The organism is Flavobacterium sp. MMS24-S5 (assembly GCF_050320125.1).
Lineage (GTDB): Bacteria > Bacteroidota > Bacteroidia > Flavobacteriales > Flavobacteriaceae > Flavobacterium > Flavobacterium tyrosinilyticum.
Genome location: NZ_CP190016.1, coordinates 3,336,882 through 3,357,082 on the forward strand (window position 1 = coordinate 3,336,882; position 20,201 = coordinate 3,357,082).

Sequence of the window (20,201 nt, forward strand, 5' to 3'; positions counted from 1 at the left end):
TAAAAAAAACTTAGCATCTTAGAACCTTAGCGTCTTAGCAGCTAAAATAAAAAAATATGGCAATTACAATTCAAGAAGCAATAAAAAAAAATATCCTAATCCTTGATGGAGCAATGGGAACAATGCTGCAGCGCTATAATTTCTCAGAAGAAGATTTCAGAGGAGAGCGTTTCAAAGATTTTCCACATCCGTTAAAAGGAAACAACGATTTACTATCCCTAACACAACCACAAGCGATTCGCGATGTTCATGCCGCTTATTATGAAGCTGGTGCTGACATTGTAGAAACCAATACTTTCTCTGGAACGACAATCGGTATGGCCGATTATCATATGGAAGATTTGGTTTACGAGTTAAACTACGAATCGGCAAAAATTGCAAGACAAGTAGCCGATGAGTTTACTGCAAAAAAACCGGAAAAACCACGTTTTGTAGCCGGTTCAATCGGACCGACAAACCGTACAGCAAGTATGTCTCCAGATGTAAACGATCCAGGTTACAGAGCCGTAACTTTTGACGATTTGCGAATTGCTTACAAACAACAAGCAGAAGCTTTAATGGATGGTGGATGCGATTTACTTTTAGTAGAAACGATTTTCGATACACTGAATGCAAAAGCAGCACTTTTCGCAATTGAAGAAGTAAAAGAAGAACGAAACATCGATATTCCAATCATGGTTTCGGGAACAATTACAGATGCGTCTGGAAGAACACTTTCTGGACAAACTGTAGAAGCGTTTTTGATTTCAGTTTCGCATATTCCGTTATTAAGTGTAGGATTCAATTGCGCTCTTGGGCCGATTTGTTGAAACCATACTTAAAAACATTAGCACATAATACAAGTTTTAATGTTTCGGCGCATCCAAACGCAGGATTGCCAAACGCTTTTGGACAATATGATGAAACGCCAGAACAAACTCAGGCTTTCATTAAAGAATATTTAGATGATAATTTAATCAATATTATTGGCGGTTGTTGTGGTACAACTCCAGATCATATTAGATTAATGGCTGAAGTTGCGAAGGATTATAAGCCTAGAGTGGCACCAGTAACTGTATAGTCTAATTTTTGAAATATTAAATATGAAATTTAAATATCTGGTTTTATTAGTTTTTCTTTCAACTTTACTTACGCAATGTGCTTCGTCAGCAAGCATCGAAGGAATGACAGTTAAAGATTATAAAGCCGAAAAGAAAATTGGAGATAAAATTTTCATTAAGTCTGTTACAGGCGGAAAAAAAACAAATCCTTTATGGACATCTAAGATTTCTAATGAAAATTTTGGAGAAGCATTTAAAAAATCTGTTATTGAATCGGAAGTATTTTCGAAAATAGATTCGATTGCAAATGATGAGAATTGGGTTCTTGAAATTAATTTGATTTCTGTTGATCAACCTTTTTTTGGTATGACCTTTACGGTCAAAACTACAATAGAATATAAATTGTATTATCAAAATAAATTGAGGTTCAGCAAGAATATTAAACAATCTGGAAGTGCTACAACATCAGATGCCATTTTAGGAGTAAAAAGGTTGCGATTAGCGAACGAAGTGTCGGCAAAAAATAATATAAATGATTTACTCCGATCTTTAAACGAAATTTCTTTATAGATAATAATTTTAAATGCTTAAATGAAGAACTTATTGAATGAAGCAATTACGAATAATAGTATCAGTATTTGTCCTTTTTGGTTTGCTTGGTTTCGGAAGTGAAATAGGAGAGATACCATCTGATTTTTATTTTGTAATTAACGATGGTAGATGTGATACTTATAATTCTCAAAATAGTACTTTTTCTCGAAAATATTTAGAAGAAGAAAGAGCTACAAAAATTGAATTGACAGAAAATGAAAAAGAAAAAATATATTCATTGATTCAGAGAAGTAATTTTTTGAAAATGCCAATGAAATTTGAGCCAACAGGCGAAATAAAAATTAAGGATCCAAGCTTTACAAGAGTAATATTTGCTAATATAAATGGAGAAAAAAAATTGGTGAGTTATAATGATGGATGGACAAATGCTCTAAATGAAAAAAAAGCGAAACCTTTTTTAGATTTATATGCCGAGATTTGGAATATCTTGTATAAAAAACAAGAAGTAAGAGGAATAGATAAATCGGATATTCATTTTAAATAATTAAAGAAAATGAATTTCTTATGAAACCGAGTCTGCGTGAGGGATAGAAGTGAAAAGCCCACAGCCTGACGAAGGAAGAGCGAGTACTTGTAACGGATAGCCCGAGCCGGGAGGGGCACGCCCAAAATATTAAAAAGATTATAGGTTTAGAAACCTAAAAATATAGAATAAAAAACTTAGAACCTTAGAATCTCAGGATCTTAGTAACTTAGAAAGAAATGACAGAAAAAAGAAGAGACCTTGTATTATCAGGATTAGAACCGTTGATTATTACGCCCGAAAGTGTTTTCGTGAATGTTGGTGAGCGTACAAACGTAACAGGTTCAAGAAAATTCCTAAGATTAATCAAGGAAGAGAAATATGACGAGGCGCTTGATATTGCAAGACAGCAGGTAGAAGGAGGAGCACAAATCATCGATATTAATATGGATGAAGGAATGCTTGATGGGGTTAATGCAATGACTAAATTTTTGAATTTAATTGCTGCAGAACCAGATATTTCGAGAGTGCCAATTATGATCGACAGTTCGAAATGGGAAATCATCGAAGCAGGTCTAAAAGTAGTACAAGGAAAAAGCGTTGTAAACTCGATTTCGTTAAAAGAAGGAGAAGAAGCCTTTATTCACCACGCCAAATTAATCAAACGTTACGGAGCAGCTGCTATTGTTATGGCATTTGACGAAGTGGGTCAGGCGGATAATTACGATCGTAGAGTGGAGATTTGCCAACGTTCGTATGATATTTTGGTAAATAAAGTAGGATTCCCTCCGCAGGATATTATTTTCGATTTGAATATTTTCCCAGTTGCAACAGGAATGGAAGAGCACCGCCTGAATGCTCTGGACTTTTTTAGAGGAACAAAATGGGTTCGTGAGAATTTGCCACATGCACATATCAGCGGTGGAGTGAGTAACGTTTCGTTCTCGTTTAGAGGAAATGATGTTGTTCGTGAAGCGATGCACTCAGTATTTTTATACCACGCAATTAAAGAAGGAATGACGATGGGAATCGTGAATCCGGAGATGTTGACGATTTACGATGATATTCCGAAAGACTTATTAGAACACGTTGAAGACGTAATTTTAGATAGACGTGACGATGCTACTGAAAGACTTCTGGACTTTGCAGAAAATGTAAAAGGCGAAGTAAAAAGCGATGAAAAAGCCATTCAGGAATGGCGTTTAGGATCTGTTCAGGATCGTATTACACATTCGTTGGTAAAAGGAATCGATGCTTTTATTGAAGAAGATGTAGAAGAAGCTCGTTTAGCAGCAACAAAACCAATTGAAGTTATCGAGATCAATTTAATGGCCGGAATGAATGTCGTTGGAGATTTATTCGGGAGCGGAAAAATGTTCTTGCCTCAGGTAGTAAAATCGGCTCGTGTAATGAAAAAAGCAGTGGCTTATTTATTGCCATTTATCGAAGCGAGCAAACAAGCCGGAGACAAACAAGGAAACGGAAAAATCCTGATGGCGACTGTAAAAGGTGACGTTCACGATATTGGAAAAAACATCGTTTCGGTGGTTTTAGCTTGTAACAATTACGAGATTGTAGATCTTGGTGTTATGGTGCCTCCGGAAAAAATCATTGCGGCGGCGATTGAACATCAAGTAGATATTATTGGATTAAGCGGATTGATCACGCCTTCGCTTGACGAAATGGTATATTTAGCCAAAGAATTAGACAAACAAGATATTAAAATCCCGATTATGATTGGCGGGGCAACTACTTCTCGCGCGCACACCGCGGTGAAAATTGCACCACAATACAGAGAAACTGTAATTCACGTAAACGATGCTTCGAGAGCTGTTACTGTTGCAGGAAATCTTTTAGATCATAACCGAAAAATATATGCTGCAGATATTCGTGCAGAATACGATTCGTTTAGAGAAACATTTTTAAATCGTTCAAGAGACAAAAACTTCCTGACGATTGAAGATGCCCGTAAAAACAAATTGCCATTGGATTGGTCGGAATATACGCCAACTAAACCAAAAGCAATTGGCAAACAAATTGTCGAAGTTGAACTGGATGTTTTGGTTCCGTATATTGACTGGACACCGTTTTTCCAGACTTGGGAATTGTACGGAAAGTATCCAGCAATTTTAACCGATGAGGTTGTGGGCGAACAAGCAACATCTGTTTTTAAAGATGCTCAGGCGATGCTTAAAGTAATTTTAGAAGAGAAAAAACTAAAAGCGAAAGGTATTTACGGAATTTTCCCTGCGAATCAAGTTGGTGATGACGATATTGAATTGCGTGATGAAAACGGAAAAGTTCTGGAGAAATTCTTAACACTACGTCAGCAGTCGCAAAAAACAAAAGGTGCTCCAAACATTGCTTTAGCCGATTTTATTCTGCCAAAAGAAAGCGGAATTGAAGATTATATGGGAGCGTTTTGCGTAACCACAGGTTTTGGTGTAGATGAATGGGCTGCGGAATATGAAAAGAATTTAGACGATTATAATTCGATTATGGTGAAAGCACTTGCCGATCGTTTTGCTGAGGCTTTCGCCGAATATCTTCACGAGAGAGTTCGTAAAGATTTTTGGGGTTATGACAGCGAAGAATCTTTAACCAACGAAGAATTGATTAAAGAAAGTTATAAAGGAATTCGTCCGGCTCCAGGTTATCCGGCTTGTCCTGATCACTTGGAAAAACCAACGATTTGGAAGCTTTTAAATGTAGCCGAAGAAATTGGAGTAACCTTAACAGAAAGTATGGCGATGTGGCCGGCTTCTTCGGTTTCAGGATATTATTTTGGAAATCCAAAAAGCCGATATTTCGGATTAGGAAAAATAAAAGAAGATCAGGTTGTAGATTACGCTAAACGACGTAATGTCTCAACAGATTACGCCATGAAATGGTTAAACCCTAATATAGCAGATTAATAAAAGTTATTTTGGTTTCAGGTTTCAGGTTTCAAGTTCTCTACAGCAACTTGAAACTTGAAACCTAAAACTTGAAACAAAAAATAAAAAATGAAAGTAACAGAGCATATAGAAAACGCCAAAGGAAAAACATTATTCTCATTTGAAATTATTCCGCCTCAAAAGGGGAAAAGCATTCAGGAATTATACGATAATATTGATCCGTTAATGGAGTTTAAACCGCCGTTTATTGATGTAACGACTTCTCGTGAAGAATATATTTATATTGATAAAGGTAACGGACTTTTGGATAAGAAATTAACTCGTATGCGTCCAGGAACGCTTGGAATTTGCGCTTCTATAAAACATAAATACAATGTAGATACGGTGCCGCATTTGCTTTGCGGTGGATTTACACAAGAGGAAACTGAATACATGCTGGTTGATTGCCAGTATTTAGGAATCAACAATGTAATGGCGCTTCGCGGCGATGCAATGAAAGACGAACAATCTTTTGTACCGAAAGCAGGAGGAAATCATTACGCAGTTGATTTGGTTCGTCAAATCAAAGATTTGAATTGTGGAAAATATCTGCATGAAGTGATGGATATCGATAACAAAGCTGACTTTTGTATTGGTGTTGCGGGATATCCAGAAAAACATTTAGAATCACCATCTTTACAATCAGATTTGAAAAGATTAAAAGAAAAAGTAGATGCAGGAGCAGATTATGTGGTGACACAAATGTTTTTTGACAACTCAAAATATTTTGCCTTTGTAGAAAAAGCAAGAGAAATGGGCATTACAATTCCGATTATTCCTGGAATAAAACCAATTGCGGTTCAAAGACATTTACAGGTTTTACCACAGATTTTCAGAATCGATTTGCCAGAAGATTTAATCGATGCTGTAGATAAATGCAAAAACAACGCTGAAATCAAACAAGTCGGAATCGAATGGGCGATTCAGCAGTCATTAGAATTGAAAGCAGCAGGAGTTCCGTTTTTGCATTATTACTCAATGGGGAAATCGGAGAATATTCGTCAGATTGCAAGTCAGGTTTTTTAGTTTTTTTTACCATTAAGAGATTAAGTTCATAAAGCCAGGCCTTAATTTTCTTTTTACCATTTAGAATTAAGCTCATAAAGTTTAGCTTAATTTTCTTAATGTCTTAATGGTGAAAATTCCCGAAATGACAAGAAAGCTTGGAATTTAGACCGAGCGTAAGCGAATTGGCGAAGCAATTTTTAAATTGGAATTTAATTTAAAAGATTATGAAACAAGAAGAACTACAAGCCATAGCTTCTCAATTAAAACATCCATCGGGAGACAAAGGAATCGAAATGGGTAATATGATGAACGAAACGAACATCAACATGACCAAACATTCGATTCAGAATTTAAATATAGCAAACGAAAACAGAATTCTGGAACTAGGCCACGGAAACGCTGGTCATGTGGAGTTTTTGTTTGAACAAGCCGAAAAGCTAAAATATTACGGACTAGAAATGTCGGAACTGATGTTTCAGGAAGCAAGACAAATCAACCGAAATTTCGTTTCTCAAAAACAGGCTTTCTTTTCACTTTATGACGGAAATACTATTCCGTTTGAAGCGGAATTATTTGATAAAATATTTACAGTAAACACCATTTATTTTTGGCAGAAACCTGAGGAATTACTATCAGAAATCTACAGGGTTTTAAAACCAAATGGTACTTTCTGTTTGACATTTGCCGAAGAAGATTTTATGAAAAAACTGCCTTTTACGCAATTCGAATTTGAATTGTACAGTACAGAAAAAGCGCAGGAATTAATCAAAAAATCGGATTTTAAAATTGTGTATACAGAAACACAAACCGAAAAAGTAAAAAGCAAAACAGGAGAATTAGTCGACAGAGCTTTTACGACTATTGTTCTGGAAAAGTAATTTTTAGCCACAGATTATAAAGATTAGCCCAGATTACAAAATAATTTTAATCGCTGTAATCTGTGTCAAAAAAATAACCAATCAATTTTTGCAATCCTTTTTTGAGTACTTTCATTCTTTATTATTAATCTTTTCCGAATTATAATTCTCTACAACTTATGGAAGTTAAGAAAATCAATTTTTTGCAGAGTTACAGCAGTATTTTATGGCTTCTTGGAGGTATTATAATCGGAAGTATTTTCGGATTGGTGTTTGGAGAAGATGTTTTGATTATAAAACCACTTGGCGATATATTCCTGAATTTACTTTTTACAGCCATTATTCCGCTTATTTTCTTTACAATCGGATCTTCGGTTGCGAATCTGGAACGAACAGAAAAGCTAGGAAAACTATTTGTCATAATGGTATTGGTCTTTCTCGCTACAATTTTAATTTCTGCGATTGTAATGATTTGTGCGGTTTATCTTTTTCCGATTCGCGAAGATATCGCAATTGCGAAAGTTCCGTTTGAAGAAGTAGCATCAGGATCAGCGGGAGATCAAATTGCAAAACTGCTTACAGCCAATGATTTCTTCGAATTATTGTCTCGAAAAAGTATGCTCGCGTTGATTATTTTTTCTTTTTTAGTAGGTTTCGCCACATTACAATCGGGAGAAAAAGGAAATGCTTTCAAGAGTTTTCTGGATTCTGGAAACGAGGTAATGAAACAACTTTTGAACATCATCATGAAATTTGCGCCAATTGGTTTAGGAGCGTATTTTGCTTATCAAGTTGGAGTTTTTGGGCCACAATTGCTAGGCGTTTATGCAAAACCAATGGCAGTTTATTACGCCGCCTGTATTTTCTATTTCTTTGTTTTCTTTAGTTTATATGCCCTCGTCGCTGGCGGAAAAAGAGCTTTTAAAGTTTTTTGGAGCAATAACATAATGCCTTCTTTAACCGCTGTAGGAACCTGTAGTAGTATAGCAACCATTCCAGCCAATTTAGCGGCAGCAGAAAAAATGGGAATTCCGGCACATGTACGAAATCTGGTAATTCCGCTTGGCGCGCCTCTGCACAAAGACGGTTCAAGTATGTCATCCATCTTAAAAATAACCTTTTTGTTTGCCATGTTTGGGAAAGATTTTACAGATCCGATGACGATTCTTTTAGCACTTGGAATTACAGTTATAGTTTCAATTGTGGAAGGCGGAATTCCAAACGGAGGTTATATTGGAGAAATTTTAGCCATAACAGTTTATGGTTTTCCAATGGAACAAGCTTTGCCAGTTGCCATGATTTTAGGAACTCTGGTTGATCCAATTGCTACTTTATTAAACGCAAACGGTGACGTAATTTGTTCGATGATGGTTTCGAGGTTCTCCGAAAAGACAAAGTGGTAGCTTCACTATAAATTTCCAATTCTTAAAATAAATACTAAAAACAACTTATCTCGCGTGAAATGGCTTCGACTTCGCTCAGCCTGACAATGCGTGATGTAAATCACTATATAATATGAATTCAAAATTACAGCACGATCTCGACAATTTTGAGAATATCTTAGAAAAAACAAAACAGCAGGGAATTGATTTTTTGAGTAATATCGATAACATTCCAACCTCCAATACTTATTCAATAAATCCTAAAACGGAGCTAAATGAGTTAGGTTTAGGATCTATTGAAGCTTTAAAGGAATTTAATGAAAGATTGGCTCCATTGATGGTTTCCTCGTCTGGTCCAAGATATTGGGGATTTGTGACAGGGGGATCAACTCCCGCTTCTATTGTTGGAGATTGGTTGGCATCGGTTTACGATCAAAATACACAATCGGTGACTTCACAGGGCGGTAATTCAGCTTTAATAGAGTTTGAAACTATTAATTTATTATTGCAATTATTAGAACTTCCCGACACATTTTTAGGAGGATTTGTAACAGGTGCAACAATGTCCAATTTCACCAGTTTAGCAGTTGCGAGACAATGGTTTGGAAAACAGTATGGAAAAGATTTTGCTAAAAATGGAATTTCTGAAACCATCAATATTTTAACGGCTACTCCACATTCTTCTTCCATAAAATCATTATCGATGTTAGGAGTTGGAAGCCAGAATTATACAGTTATAAAAACAATTGAAGGTAATCGTGAAGCTTTGGATATTACCGATTTAGAAGAAAAGATCAAAGCTTTAAACGGAAAACCTTTTATCCTGATTTCAAGTGCTGGAACGGTAAACACCGCCGATTTTGATGATTTTGAAGCCATTGCCAAACTAAGAGAAAAATACAATTTCTGGTGGCATATTGATGGTGCTTTTGGCGGTTTTGTGGCAGTTTCAGAAAAATACAAACATTATGTAAAAGGTTGGGAAGGAGCAGACAGTATTACGATTGATTGTCATAAATGGCTGAATGTTCCATACGAAAGTGCTTTTTATTTGGTTAAAAAAGAGCATGTTAATCTGCAAATTGAAACATTCCAAAATTCTAATGCGCCTTATTTAGGGAATCCTTTAGAGAATTTTAATTATCTGAATGTGCTTCCTGAAAATTCACGCCGTTTGCGTGCGCTGCCGGTATGGTTTTCGCTTAAAGCCTACGGAAAAGAAGGTTTTAGAGACCTTATTGAAGATAGTGCGGCATTGGCTTTACATTTTGCAAATGCTTTAATAGAAAATGATTTTGAGCTTTTAGCGCCAATTCGTTTAAATAATGTTTGCTTTACATTAAAAGGAGAACACAATCAGGAAAAAGTAACTCCCTTTTTATCTGCTTTAAATGATACTGGAAAAGTATTTATGACGCCAACAGTTTATCAGAACAAAAAAGGAATTAGAGCTTCATTTGTGAATTGGAGGACGAATGAAGAAGATATTAGAATAGTAATTAAAGAGATGAAAGATCTATTAGACATTATTTAATCTGAGACATAATTAACCCATTTTAGAAACCTGCTTACTAAGCAGGTTTTTTTATTTTTTGTAAGTTTTTTTATAAAAGCGATTTTAAATTTCTGATTTTATTTTGATTTTTTTTTAATGTGATTTTAATCTAAAATTAATTAAATCTTAAGAAAGCATCTTTTTTTTAGAAAAAAATCATTTTTTACGTTAATAAAAACTTTTATTTAGAATAACTAAAAATAATTTGTTAAACCTGATTGTTGATGTTAATTTTGTGCCAAATTTAATTTAAACTAATTTTAAATAATGCAGATTAAAAGAATTGTAATCCTGTTATTACTGACACTTTCTTCGGTTCAGGGTTTCTCGCAAAACGGCAAAGTAGTTTTAAGTGGAGTGATTATGGCAGACAATGGTCAGCCGGCAGAAGGAGTTTCTGTAGCTCTAAAAGGAACCAATTATGCAGCCCTTACAAATGCAAATGGTGAATATGAAATTACTGCAGAACCAGGTAATTACACTTTAGTAGTTAATTATGTTGGTTATAAATCCAAACAGACCAAAATCAATTTACTATCCAATCAAACTGCGCCAAAAATTACTATCGAAGAAGATATGGCGGCTTTAGATGAAGTTCAGGTAACTGGAAAGTCTAAAATTGAGCGAGTTAAAGAACAGCCTTTTAATATTGCAGCAATTGATTTAAAGAAAACATATAATTCGTCAGCAGATTTAAATCAAGTATTAGGTACAACTACTGGAGTTCGTATTAGAGAAACAGGTGGAATGGGCTCTGATTTTAAATTTTCATTGAATGGATTTTCAGGGAATCAGGTAAAATTCTTTATGGACGGAATTCCAATCGACAGTTACGGATCTTCATTTACCCTGAATAACATTCCAGTAAACATGGCAGAGCGTATCGAAGTTTACAAAGGAGTGGTGCCTGTTGAGTTAGGTAGCGATGCCTTAGGAGGAGCGGTAAACATTATTACCAACCAATCTGTAAAAAGATATATTGATGCATCTTACAGTTTTGGATCTTTTAATACACACAGAGTTGCTGTAAATACTAGATTTACGGGTAAAAATGGTTTAGTGGCTAATGTTAACGCATTTGGTAATTATACCGATAACAGCTATAAAATTACTGCGACTACTTCTAATCCAGATGGGACATTTAACCCAGAACGAGAATACAAACACTTTCATGACGGTTACAAATCTGGAGCTATTATGGCTGAGGTTGGAGTAAAAGGAAAGAAATATGCAGATTATTTGTTGATTGGCATGATGGCTTCAGCAAATAAGAAAGAAATACAAACGGGATCTACTATGCAAAGAGTAGTTGGACAGGCTTTTAATGATAGTAAAGCTTTTGTGCCTTCCCTAAAATTCAAAAAAGACAGTTTATTCACTAAAAATTTATCTGTAAACTTCATTGCTTCGTACAATGTCGTTCAAAGCCGTTCCGTAGATACTTCATCTTATAGATATCAATGGGATGGGAGTAGTACGCCAAGTGTAGTAAGCAATAGCGGAGGAGAGTTAAATGATGAAAAAACGATTTATGTTTACGATGATAACTCTTTTCAAGCTAATACTAACTTCAAGTATGATTTGAATGACAGACAGTATTTTGCTTTTAATTATTCTGTTAATACTTTGAAAAGAAAAGAAGACGATGAAGTTCGTGAAATTACTAAACCAGGTTCTCCAGTAGTAAACAAAAATATTTTAGGACTTTCTTATAATCTTGCTGCATTTGACAGAAAATTATCTGTAATCGTATTTGGAAAGAAATATTTCCTGAATACCAGTATGAATGTTTTAGAATACATTAATGGTAAAAATGTCTATACCCCACTTAAAAGCTCTTTTGATGACATAGGATATGGAGCTGCATTAGCTTATTTTGTTACAAGTGAACTACAATTGAAAACGTCTTACGAGCATGCATATCGTTTGCCAACAGGCGATGAAATGTTGGGAGATGGTTTAAATCTTAGACCAGCACCGACTTTGAAACCAGAGGCAAGTGATAACTTTAATGCAGGACTTGCATACAAGAAAGCTTTAGAAGATCATTCTTTTGGAGTGCAAGGAAATTTCATTTATAGAGATGCGAAAGATTTTATCCGAATCCAGACTCAAGGATTTCAGTCTATTTATCAAAACGAATACAGTGTAAGAGTTACTGGTTTTGATGCTTCTTTGCATTATGGATATAAAAATTGGCTGACAGTTGAAGTAAATGCTACTCATCAGAAAACCATTGACACCAATAAATTTGACCCTCCTGGATTTAATATTATCAATTACAATAATGGCTCTCAATTGGCAAACGTTCCTATTTTTTATGCTAATGCAAGTGTTGGTTTAAACTTCAGAAAACTAAGAACTTCAGATGACAATTTATCAATTAATTTATTTACAAATTACATTGATGAATACTACTTAGTATCTACAAAAAATGGAACTCCTGACAGTAGAAAAACAATTCCGGAGCAACTTACACAGAATATTGCCGCTTCTTATGCTTTTCAAAATGGAAAATACAATATCGGAATAGAATGCAATAACGTCGCAGACACAAAAGTCTATGACTATTTTAAAGTGCAAAAACCAGGAAGATCTTTTGCAGTTAAACTGAGATATTTTTTAAACTAATTATATAATTTTAAATTGAACACAATGAATAAAAGAATTAAAAATCTTTTGGCTTTAGCAGTATTGCCTGCTCTGTTTTTTTCATGCAGCAGTGATAATGATAATTCAGAGGTAAGAAATCCAGCTGATGAAACTTATGTGCTTTCATATCAAACAACTGATTGGGATGTTTATGTTTGGCAGTTTGAATCTGTAGATGAATTGATGACTGGATCAATCAACATGGTTGGTAAAGGTATCGAGCAAGCAGGAGCTTTAGTTCCGGTTGCAAATACATTTTTTGCTTTAACAGGAAATGCTGAAGGATCTGTTGGATATTATCTTAACACAGAAGGTAAATTAGGTACAACGGCAAACTTATTTACAGGAGATAGTTATGCTTACGGAACTACTGATGATAACAAATTGGTTATGATTAATTCTCCATGGGATGCTAGTTCTACTCAAAATGAAATTTTAATTTACGATCCAGCTACAGTTACAATTTCAAAGCGTGTTTATGATGACTTTGCTATTTCTAACGGACACTTTTTATGGCCAACTAGTGTAAATGTATCAGGAGATAAATTATTTGTTTCGACATTTGAGCGTGATAAAGACTGGAAGCTTTATCAAGAAAAAGCGGTTGTAAAAGTTTACGAATATCCATCTTTAAAATACTTAAAAACTCTAGAAGACTCTCGTACTACAGCAATTGGGCAATATTATACTAATACAGGTATGGTACAAACAGAATCTGGAGATATTTACACTTTCTCTTCAAATTCAGTTTTATGTGGTTACACGCCAACTGCGTCTCACTCAGGAATTCTTAGAATTAAAAAAGGACAGTCAGAATTTGATTCAACTTACTTCTTCGACTTTGAAACAAGTTCTCTAAAAGGAAAAGTTTTATCTGCTTATCCAGCAGGTGGAGAAAAAGTATTAGTTAACTACATTCCTGCAGATATTGACGCTGCACAACCAAACTGGGGATTCTTAAACTATAAATCTTTCAATTTAAAATCTGCTATCATCGATCTTACTACAAAGGCAATTACGCCAGTTACAGGATTGCCTGATCACGCTGGAGACAATTATTTTGGTTTCGGAAGTGCTTTAATTGAAAGCGGTAAAATTTACAAAAGTTTTGTAACTAATACAGAAGGACGTGTTTATCAAATTGATATTGCAACTGGTGTAGCAAAAGCAGGAGCTTTAATTACAGGCGGAGTTGATTTGCCAGCAATTACAAGATTGACAAAAAAGAAATAAGCAGTTACACAATTTAATTTTTACATAATTAAGACCATACAATTATTGCTTTAAAGCATTGATTGTATGGTTTTATTGCGTCATTAAACTAGGAACAAAATGAGTGTTATTAAATCACCAAAACCAAAATCAAAAGAGAAATCTCGATTCAGTAAAATTAATGCCTGGTTGCATCTATGGCTTGGACTTGCTTCTGGAATAGTAGTTTTTATAATGGGAATTACAGGCTGTATTTTGGTTTTTGAACATGAAATAAAAGAATTGACTTCTCCGTGGTTAAATGTAGAGGCACAAACTCCAGATAAAGTTTTGCCTCCTTCTAAAATTTATGCTGCAGTAAAAAAGGCCTTGCCAGAAAAGGATATTCATGGAGTATGGTATAATGGTTTAGATAAAACAATAAAAGTAGATGTAGAATCTGATTCTTTGATTTATGTAAATCCTTATAACGGAAAAATAACCGGAATGGTCGATCATGAAGATTTTTTCCATGAAATTGATGAAGGGCATCGCTATGTTTGGCTGGGCAGAGAAGTGGGAACTGCAGTAACCTCTTGGGCAACTCTTATTTTCTTCTTTTTATTAATAAGTGGCATCATTTTATGGTTTCCTAAAAAGTGGAATAAAACAGGAATAAACAATAGTTTTAAAATTAAATGGAGCGCCAAGTTTAAAAGGCTGAATTATGATCTTCACAATGTTTTAGGGTTTTATTCGCTTCTTTTGGCATTTTTAATCGCGTTAACGGGTTTAATAATGAGTTTTCATTGGGTACGAGAAAGCACTTACTGGATTACAGGAGGTTTTAGCAATGAAAAAGCAAAGAAAGAAATGGTAGCCGAAATAAAAACGGATACGCTCTTAAAACCTAAATATGATATGCTTACTTCTGCTGATATTATATTTGATAAAGTTAGAAATGAGATTGCTAAGCACAATAATGAAGCGGTAATTATTCATTTTCCAGATGAACCAAAAGATGATTTTTATGCCTGTACCGATATGCATAACGGAAATTGGAGAGATTTATATTTTGATCAGAAAACATTAGAATTGCTTCCAAAATCTAGAAAATATATAGGCGACGAGAAATTCCACGATTGGATGAGCCGCTCAAATTATAGCCTTCACGTTGGTGCCATTGGCGGAATAACAACTAAAATCCTCTATTTTACAGCAAGTCTAATCTGTGCTAGCTTGCCAATTACAGGTTTTTATATTTGGTGGGGAAGAAAGAAAAAAACAAAGAAAAACTAGGAGGTTTCAAACAAAATAAAAAAAGTCTTTTAAAGCGAATAGCTTTAAAAGACTTTTTTTATGTCTCAAAATCTAAAATCTAAAATCTAAAATCTAAAATCTAAAATCTAAAATCTAAAATCTAAAATCTAAAATCTAAAATCTAAAATCTAAAATCTAAAATCTAAAATCTTATACAATCCAAAAATAGAAGAGCCTGTTTGAAGGAACAGGCTCTTGACGAACACAAAAAAAAACAAAAAACAAGGTATTTAAAGAACGAAACTTTATATACGGTAAGTAAATGCAATTGTCGCTATACGATTGTCAAGATCATATCTTTTATCAATAGTAGTTTGCGCAACAGCAGATTTAATGTAGAAATTATTGGTATTGAAAACATCGGTAAAATTGAGTTTGATATTCCCTTTTTTAGCCAAAACTTGCTTAGAAATCCCAATGCTAAAATCAAAAAAACCGTCTCTTTGGTAAATTCCAAGATTAGATTTTGACTGGTATTGTGCGTTTCCTTCTGCTTTCAAGGTTTCGGTTATAGTAAAAGAGTTTTGAACACTCAGATTCATTGTCATAATAGGATCAATTGTATTGCTGTTTAAAATTTGCCCCATAAATTTATTTTCAAAAACATTCAATAAAGTGTTGACAGACCACCATTTGCTTAACTCAGAAGTATTGGTAATGTTAACTCCGTAATTGTATGATTTATCAACGTTTATTTGAGTGGTAACGGTTGTATTCGTGTCTTGATTGTAGTTGTATACTTCCGTAAAAACATCTTTGGTGCTATTAAAATAAACAGAAGCCATAAAATTGCTTTTCCAAGCATAACCAATTTCCATAGCGTGTGTAATCTCAGGAATCAAGTTCGGATTTCCTTGCGAATAATTGAATGAGTCATCGTAAAAACGAAACGGATTCAAATCAAACTGACTGGGTCTATTAATTCTTTTGCTATACGATGCATGTGCAGAATGATTACTTGTGAATTCATATTTTAAAGAAAGACTCGGGAACCATTTCAAATAATCATCTTTGTGTTCTTCATTCAATGTTTTCTGATCAATATTGATTGCGGTGTATTCACTTCTTAAACCAGCCTGAATATTTAATTTCTCTAACTGATATTTGTAGTTGGCGTAAGCGGCGTAAATCTGTTCACTATATTCAAAATGATTGGTCGAGTTAAAATCAATAAGCCATTCGTTGTTTTCATAATATTCGTAAACAGATGGATTATCATTGTTTTTAATACTGGCTTTAAAACCCCATTCAATAGATTGTTTTTCCTTGAACGGATTTACAAAATCGACTTTTCCTGTAAAGACTTTTAATTGAGAAGGAATATAACCGCGACGATCGTTTACAACAGTGGCATTTGCAGTATTATCTGCACTCTGAAATTGATTAGATCTAAACTTTGAAGTTTCATATTCAAAATCAAAAATCATATTTTTTCCTTCGTCGTTGAATTTATGCGTACCCGAAAAAGCATACGTATAGTCGTTCCATTTTTCTTTGCTATCATTGTAAGTCAAAGCATCAAAAATGGGCTGATTTGAAGTGTTGAACACTTTATTTGTTCCGTCCGCCATATTTTCATAGCGCCCGATTTTGGCATCAACATAGAACTCTAAATTGGTTTTAGGCGAAACCTCATATTGAGTTCCCACTTTGAAATTATTAGAAGTCAAAGGTTCATCTGTTATAGAAGTTTGGTGATTGGTAGAAGCAATTTCTTGGTGTGTAAGACTTGTATATTGAGTCTGATTGAATTGTTTATGCTCTTCTTCGCCACGGAAAGTATAGCTGTAATTTCCGAAAACGCCCCATTTATCTTTATTATAATTTAAATTGAAACCCGAATTGGTTCTGTTTTTTCGTCCTCTTCCGTAACTCGCAAAAGCAGTGCCTTTTAAACCAGATGAGTTTGGCTTTTTAAGTATGATGTTAATAATTCCAGCTTTTCCGGCTGCATCATATTTAGAGGAAGGATTTGTAATTACTTCAATTTGTTTGATGTTGGATGAAGTTGTAGCTTTTAGATAATTAGCCAATTCTTTTTGAGAAAGCTGCGTTAGTTTACCATTAATCATTACGGCAACACCTTGTTGCCCGCGAATGGACAAATCGCCATCTTGAGACACAACAACGCCTGGCGCACGTGATAAGACGTCAAGCGCGGTCCCGCCTTCAGAAACGATGCTGTTTTCTACATTAAAAACAAGACGATCCGATTTTTGAGTGTAAAGTACTTTCTTTTTACTAATCACAATTTCATCTAAAGCATTTATAGTGGTTTCAACAATACTATCGGTTTCTTTTTCTGTTTGAGAATATCCATCATATACCGAAAAAGCGAGCATAAGAGAGGTTATTATTTTTTTCATGTTGTTTAAATTTGGCCTATTCTAAACCGCGATTTAGAACATAATAATCTTTGTAATTTTTAAAATCAGAGTTTATCGCAGTACAATTTGTTCTAATTTGTCTGATAATCTTTTTCGAAGATGTATTACTTGATTTGGTACAACAGAAATAAGTTTTTTAAGAGTAAGGAGAATAGGTAACATACCGTGGCATTTAAAATTTGATTTGCCAAATATAATACTATTTAAAACAAGTCTAAATAAAAATAGTAATTATTTTTTTTGAAAACTCCCTATTTTACTGATTTACAGAAAAAAGAGAATAAGAAAAGCGGTTTGTTTTATTTAAAACAAACCGCTTTCTAACTGAAAACCGTGACTGCGACTGAAAACTTACTTAGTAATTTCTCTAAAAACAGCCTCAAGATTTTTATTTTTCTGATTGAGTTGTAAAGTTTTTAATCCATTTTCGTTGGCAAAGTCAAAAATAGCAGGGCGCATATCTTTCTCTGTAATAAAAGTTAGCTCCCATGTCATGTCATGCGTATTTACATAAGAAGAAATATTTTCTAATCTAGCCAAAAGCTGTTCTTCAACTTTGTAATCAAACTCTACTTCAATTACTTGCTCTTTATTGGTAGTAACTAAATGATCCAATTTATTGTCTGCAACGATTTGTCCTTTGTCAATAATTATGACACGATCGCAAATTGCTTCAACCTCTTGCATGATGTGTGTCGATAAAAAAACAGTTTTATTTTTCCCTGCATTTTTAATCACATTTCGAATTTCCATTAACTGGTTAGGATCCAGTCCGGTAGTTGGTTCATCCAAAATTAAAACTTCTGGATCATGAAGCAGAGCATTTGCCAATCCAACGCGTTGGCGGTATCCTTTAGAAAGCTGTCCAATCTTTTTATGACTTTCTGGTGTCAGTCCTGTCAGTTGAATTACTTCTTCAATTCTTGATTTTGGCACGTTATAAACATCAGCATTAAATGCCAAATACTCACGAACATACAAATCCAAATATAACGGATTGTGCTCTGGTAAGTAACCAATCGAGCGTTGTACCTCTTTTGAGTTTGTCATGACATCGTGACCATTTACAAGGGCTGAGCCACTATCGGCAAGTAAATAAGTGGTCAAAATTTTCATCAAAGTAGATTTTCCAGCTCCGTTTCTAACGAAGAAATCCTACGATTTCTCCTTTCTCGATTTTAAAAGAAATTTCATTAAGAGCTTTTTGCTCTCCGTAACTTTTTGATATACTGTTTACTTCTATCGACATGACTTTTTATTTGTTACAAAAGTAGCGAGAAATAGTTTCGATTGCTACAATTTTATCTCTTAAAGTAATTATAAAAAAATTCAGCAGCCCAGTATTCACGGCATCGTTATTGTTAAAGGAATGCTAAAATTAAAATAAAACCCAAATCATGAAAAAAATTCTAGTGATGGCTGCTTTAGCTATCTGCAGTTTTGCAAACGCACAAAAAGGTACAATCTTAGTTGGTGGAAACATCGGTTACACTTCTGAAAAATCAGAATACAGATTTAGCGAAGACAAAACAAGTACATTTACTTTTTCTCCAAAAGTAGGTTACCAATTTAACGATAACTGGACAGTAGGAGGAGAATTTGCAGTAAGTTCATCTAACAACGAAACTACAGCTGGTATCGAAGAAAAAAACAACAATTTCAAATTAGGAGCATTCGTTCGTTACTCTGTGCCATTAAGTCAAACTTTTGCAGTTTTTGCTGATATGGGTGCAGGTTTCCAAACTCAAAAAGACAAAGTATACGGTCATGGAAATGCTTTCTCAAAATACAAAGGAGATGGTATGTATGTTGGAGTAACTCCAGCTCTTTTCATCAACATGAAAAAAGGTTTTGGTCTTAACTTCAGCATTGGTGGTTTAGGATACGAAACTTTAAGCTATGACAATAATGGAGCAGATTACAGTAAATTCTACTTCAACTTTGGTCAAACATTTAACATTGGAATCTCTAAAAACTTCTAATCTTAGTTTTTATATTCAATTTCAGAAAGCGCTCCATTTGGAGCGCTTTTTTTATGCTCTAATGTAAATTTATTGTTTACCAATTTGTAATAAAAAACGCAATTATGGTCAATGTGTTTAGAATGTATTAAGTAACTGTAAATGTTTGGTTTTTCGATTATTATTGATTGTCTGCTGGCATTGTTGTTGGTTAATACCTACAAATTTTAAATATAAACCATTATGAAAAAAATGCTACTTATTCTTGCATTGTCAGTTTTTGGCTTTGCAAATGCCCAAAAGGGAACAATTTTAGTTGGAGGAAATATTGGTTATACTTCTGAAAAAACGGATAGAGAAATTGTATCAGCAAAAAACAATTTTTTTGAGTTTTCTCCAAAAATAGGATATCAATTTCATGATAACTGGACAGCTGGAGTCGAATTTTCGGTACAATCTTCAAAAAGTAATCTTGGAGAGGGTGAAGGTAAAGCGAATACTTTTAAAACAGGAGCCTTTGTACGTTATACAATGCCATTGAACGAAACTTTTTCAGTTTTTGCTGATTTGGGGGCTGGGTTTCAAAATCAAAAAATCAAAAATTACGAAAATGGATTGCTTGTATCAGAAAACAAAGCGGATGGTTTTTATACAGGCATCACTCCAGCTCTTTTTATTAATATGAAAAAAGGTTTTGGCCTAAATTTTAGTATTGGAGGATTAGGATATGAAACATTAAACTATGATATAAGTGGTACTGATGTTGATTATAGTAAATTTTTCGTCAATTTTGGAAAAACCGTAAACATAGGAATTTCTAAAAACTTCTAGATTTAG

The 20,201-nt window shown here is 34.2% G+C and carries 13 protein-coding genes and 2 pseudogenes; 13 read left to right on the forward strand and 2 right to left on the reverse strand.

Annotated features, from left to right (window positions below):
• The first annotated feature begins 56 nt into the window (after positions 1–56).
• The 11 genes and pseudogenes from ACPWTF_RS15435 (at position 57) to ACPWTF_RS15485 (ending at position 14,995) form a co-directional block, all read left to right on the forward strand.
• A pseudogene (locus ACPWTF_RS15435) lies at positions 57–1,060 on the forward strand (homocysteine S-methyltransferase family protein).
• A gap of 22 nt (positions 1,061–1,082) precedes the next feature.
• Positions 1,083–1,610 (forward strand): hypothetical protein, encoded by a 528-nt coding sequence (locus ACPWTF_RS15440; protein WP_427871964.1) that lies wholly within the window; start codon positions 1,083–1,085, stop codon positions 1,608–1,610.
• Between the two features lie 37 nt (positions 1,611–1,647).
• Complete coding sequence (locus ACPWTF_RS15445) at positions 1,648–2,136, forward strand: hypothetical protein (RefSeq protein WP_427871965.1); 489 nt, start codon at positions 1,648–1,650, stop codon at positions 2,134–2,136.
• Between the two features lie 218 nt (positions 2,137–2,354).
• Positions 2,355–5,030, forward strand: a complete 2,676-nt coding sequence (gene metH, locus ACPWTF_RS15450; RefSeq protein WP_427871967.1) for a methionine synthase — start codon at positions 2,355–2,357, stop codon at positions 5,028–5,030.
• Between the two features lie 90 nt (positions 5,031–5,120).
• Entirely contained in the window at positions 5,121–6,077 is a 957-nt protein-coding gene (gene metF / locus ACPWTF_RS15455) for a methylenetetrahydrofolate reductase [NAD(P)H] (RefSeq protein WP_095928056.1), read from the forward strand.
• Positions 6,078–6,283: 206 nt separating this feature from the next.
• A complete protein-coding gene (locus ACPWTF_RS15460; RefSeq protein WP_427871969.1) occupies positions 6,284–6,937 on the forward strand; it encodes a class I SAM-dependent methyltransferase in 654 nt (217 codons plus the stop codon).
• Between the two features lie 158 nt (positions 6,938–7,095).
• Positions 7,096–8,319 carry a dicarboxylate/amino acid:cation symporter gene (locus ACPWTF_RS15465; protein ID WP_427871971.1) on the forward strand — a complete coding sequence of 408 codons (1,224 nt, stop codon included), beginning with the start codon at positions 7,096–7,098 and terminating at the stop codon, positions 8,317–8,319.
• A gap of 112 nt (positions 8,320–8,431) precedes the next feature.
• Positions 8,432–9,832, forward strand: a complete 1,401-nt coding sequence (locus ACPWTF_RS15470) for a pyridoxal phosphate-dependent decarboxylase family protein (RefSeq protein WP_427871972.1) — start codon at positions 8,432–8,434, stop codon at positions 9,830–9,832.
• 288 nt (positions 9,833–10,120) lie between these two features.
• Complete coding sequence (locus ACPWTF_RS15475) at positions 10,121–12,484, forward strand: TonB-dependent receptor (protein ID WP_427871973.1); 2,364 nt, start codon at positions 10,121–10,123, stop codon at positions 12,482–12,484.
• A gap of 24 nt (positions 12,485–12,508) precedes the next feature.
• Complete coding sequence (locus ACPWTF_RS15480; protein WP_427871974.1) at positions 12,509–13,738, forward strand: DUF4374 domain-containing protein; 1,230 nt, start codon at positions 12,509–12,511, stop codon at positions 13,736–13,738.
• Positions 13,739–13,837: 99 nt separating this feature from the next.
• On the forward strand, positions 13,838–14,995 hold the full coding sequence (locus ACPWTF_RS15485; RefSeq protein WP_427871976.1) for a PepSY-associated TM helix domain-containing protein: 1,158 nt from the start codon (positions 13,838–13,840) through the stop codon (positions 14,993–14,995).
• Between the two features lie 266 nt (positions 14,996–15,261).
• Here the strand turns inward: ACPWTF_RS15485 and ACPWTF_RS15490 are convergent, their stop codons facing one another.
• Both ACPWTF_RS15490 and gldA read right to left on the reverse strand, forming a co-directional pair.
• Positions 15,262–17,382: a TonB-dependent receptor domain-containing protein gene (locus tag ACPWTF_RS15490; RefSeq protein ID WP_427871978.1), complete on the reverse strand. Its 2,121-nt coding sequence runs from the start codon at positions 17,380–17,382 to the stop codon at positions 15,262–15,264.
• A gap of 372 nt (positions 17,383–17,754) precedes the next feature.
• Positions 17,755–18,652, reverse strand: a pseudogene (gene gldA, locus ACPWTF_RS15495) (gliding motility-associated ABC transporter ATP-binding subunit GldA).
• Between the two features lie 148 nt (positions 18,653–18,800).
• On the opposite strand from gldA, the gene ACPWTF_RS15500 reads away from it, so the two are divergent.
• Positions 18,801–19,385: an outer membrane beta-barrel protein gene (locus ACPWTF_RS15500; protein ID WP_427871980.1), complete on the forward strand. Its 585-nt coding sequence runs from the start codon at positions 18,801–18,803 to the stop codon at positions 19,383–19,385.
• Positions 19,386–19,607: 222 nt separating this feature from the next.
• Positions 19,608–20,195: an outer membrane beta-barrel protein gene (locus ACPWTF_RS15505; protein ID WP_427871982.1), complete on the forward strand. Its 588-nt coding sequence runs from the start codon at positions 19,608–19,610 to the stop codon at positions 20,193–20,195.
• Positions 20,196–20,201: the final 6 nt, after the last annotated feature.

Bases quoted from the DNA above. Each gene is read 5' to 3' on its own strand.
- metH (WP_427871967.1), top strand. From the start codon at position 2,355: ATGACAGAAAAAAGAAGAGACCTTGTATTATCAGGATTAGAACCGTTG.
- ACPWTF_RS15460 (WP_427871969.1), top strand. From the start codon at position 6,284: ATGAAACAAGAAGAACTACAAGCCATAGCTTCTCAATTAAAACATCCA.
- ACPWTF_RS15440 (WP_427871964.1), top strand. From the start codon at position 1,083: ATGAAATTTAAATATCTGGTTTTATTAGTTTTTCTTTCAACTTTACTT.
- ACPWTF_RS15505 (WP_427871982.1), top strand. From the start codon at position 19,608: ATGAAAAAAATGCTACTTATTCTTGCATTGTCAGTTTTTGGCTTTGCA.
- ACPWTF_RS15480 (WP_427871974.1), top strand. From the start codon at position 12,509: ATGAATAAAAGAATTAAAAATCTTTTGGCTTTAGCAGTATTGCCTGCT.
- ACPWTF_RS15445 (WP_427871965.1), top strand. From the start codon at position 1,648: ATGAAGCAATTACGAATAATAGTATCAGTATTTGTCCTTTTTGGTTTG.
- ACPWTF_RS15500 (WP_427871980.1), top strand. From the start codon at position 18,801: ATGAAAAAAATTCTAGTGATGGCTGCTTTAGCTATCTGCAGTTTTGCA.
- ACPWTF_RS15485 (WP_427871976.1), top strand. From the start codon at position 13,838: ATGAGTGTTATTAAATCACCAAAACCAAAATCAAAAGAGAAATCTCGA.
- metF (WP_095928056.1), top strand. From the start codon at position 5,121: ATGAAAGTAACAGAGCATATAGAAAACGCCAAAGGAAAAACATTATTC.
- ACPWTF_RS15470 (WP_427871972.1), top strand. From the start codon at position 8,432: ATGAATTCAAAATTACAGCACGATCTCGACAATTTTGAGAATATCTTA.
- ACPWTF_RS15465 (WP_427871971.1), top strand. From the start codon at position 7,096: ATGGAAGTTAAGAAAATCAATTTTTTGCAGAGTTACAGCAGTATTTTA.
- ACPWTF_RS15490 (WP_427871978.1), bottom strand. From the start codon at position 17,382: ATGAAAAAAATAATAACCTCTCTTATGCTCGCTTTTTCGGTATATGAT.
- ACPWTF_RS15475 (WP_427871973.1), top strand. From the start codon at position 10,121: ATGCAGATTAAAAGAATTGTAATCCTGTTATTACTGACACTTTCTTCG.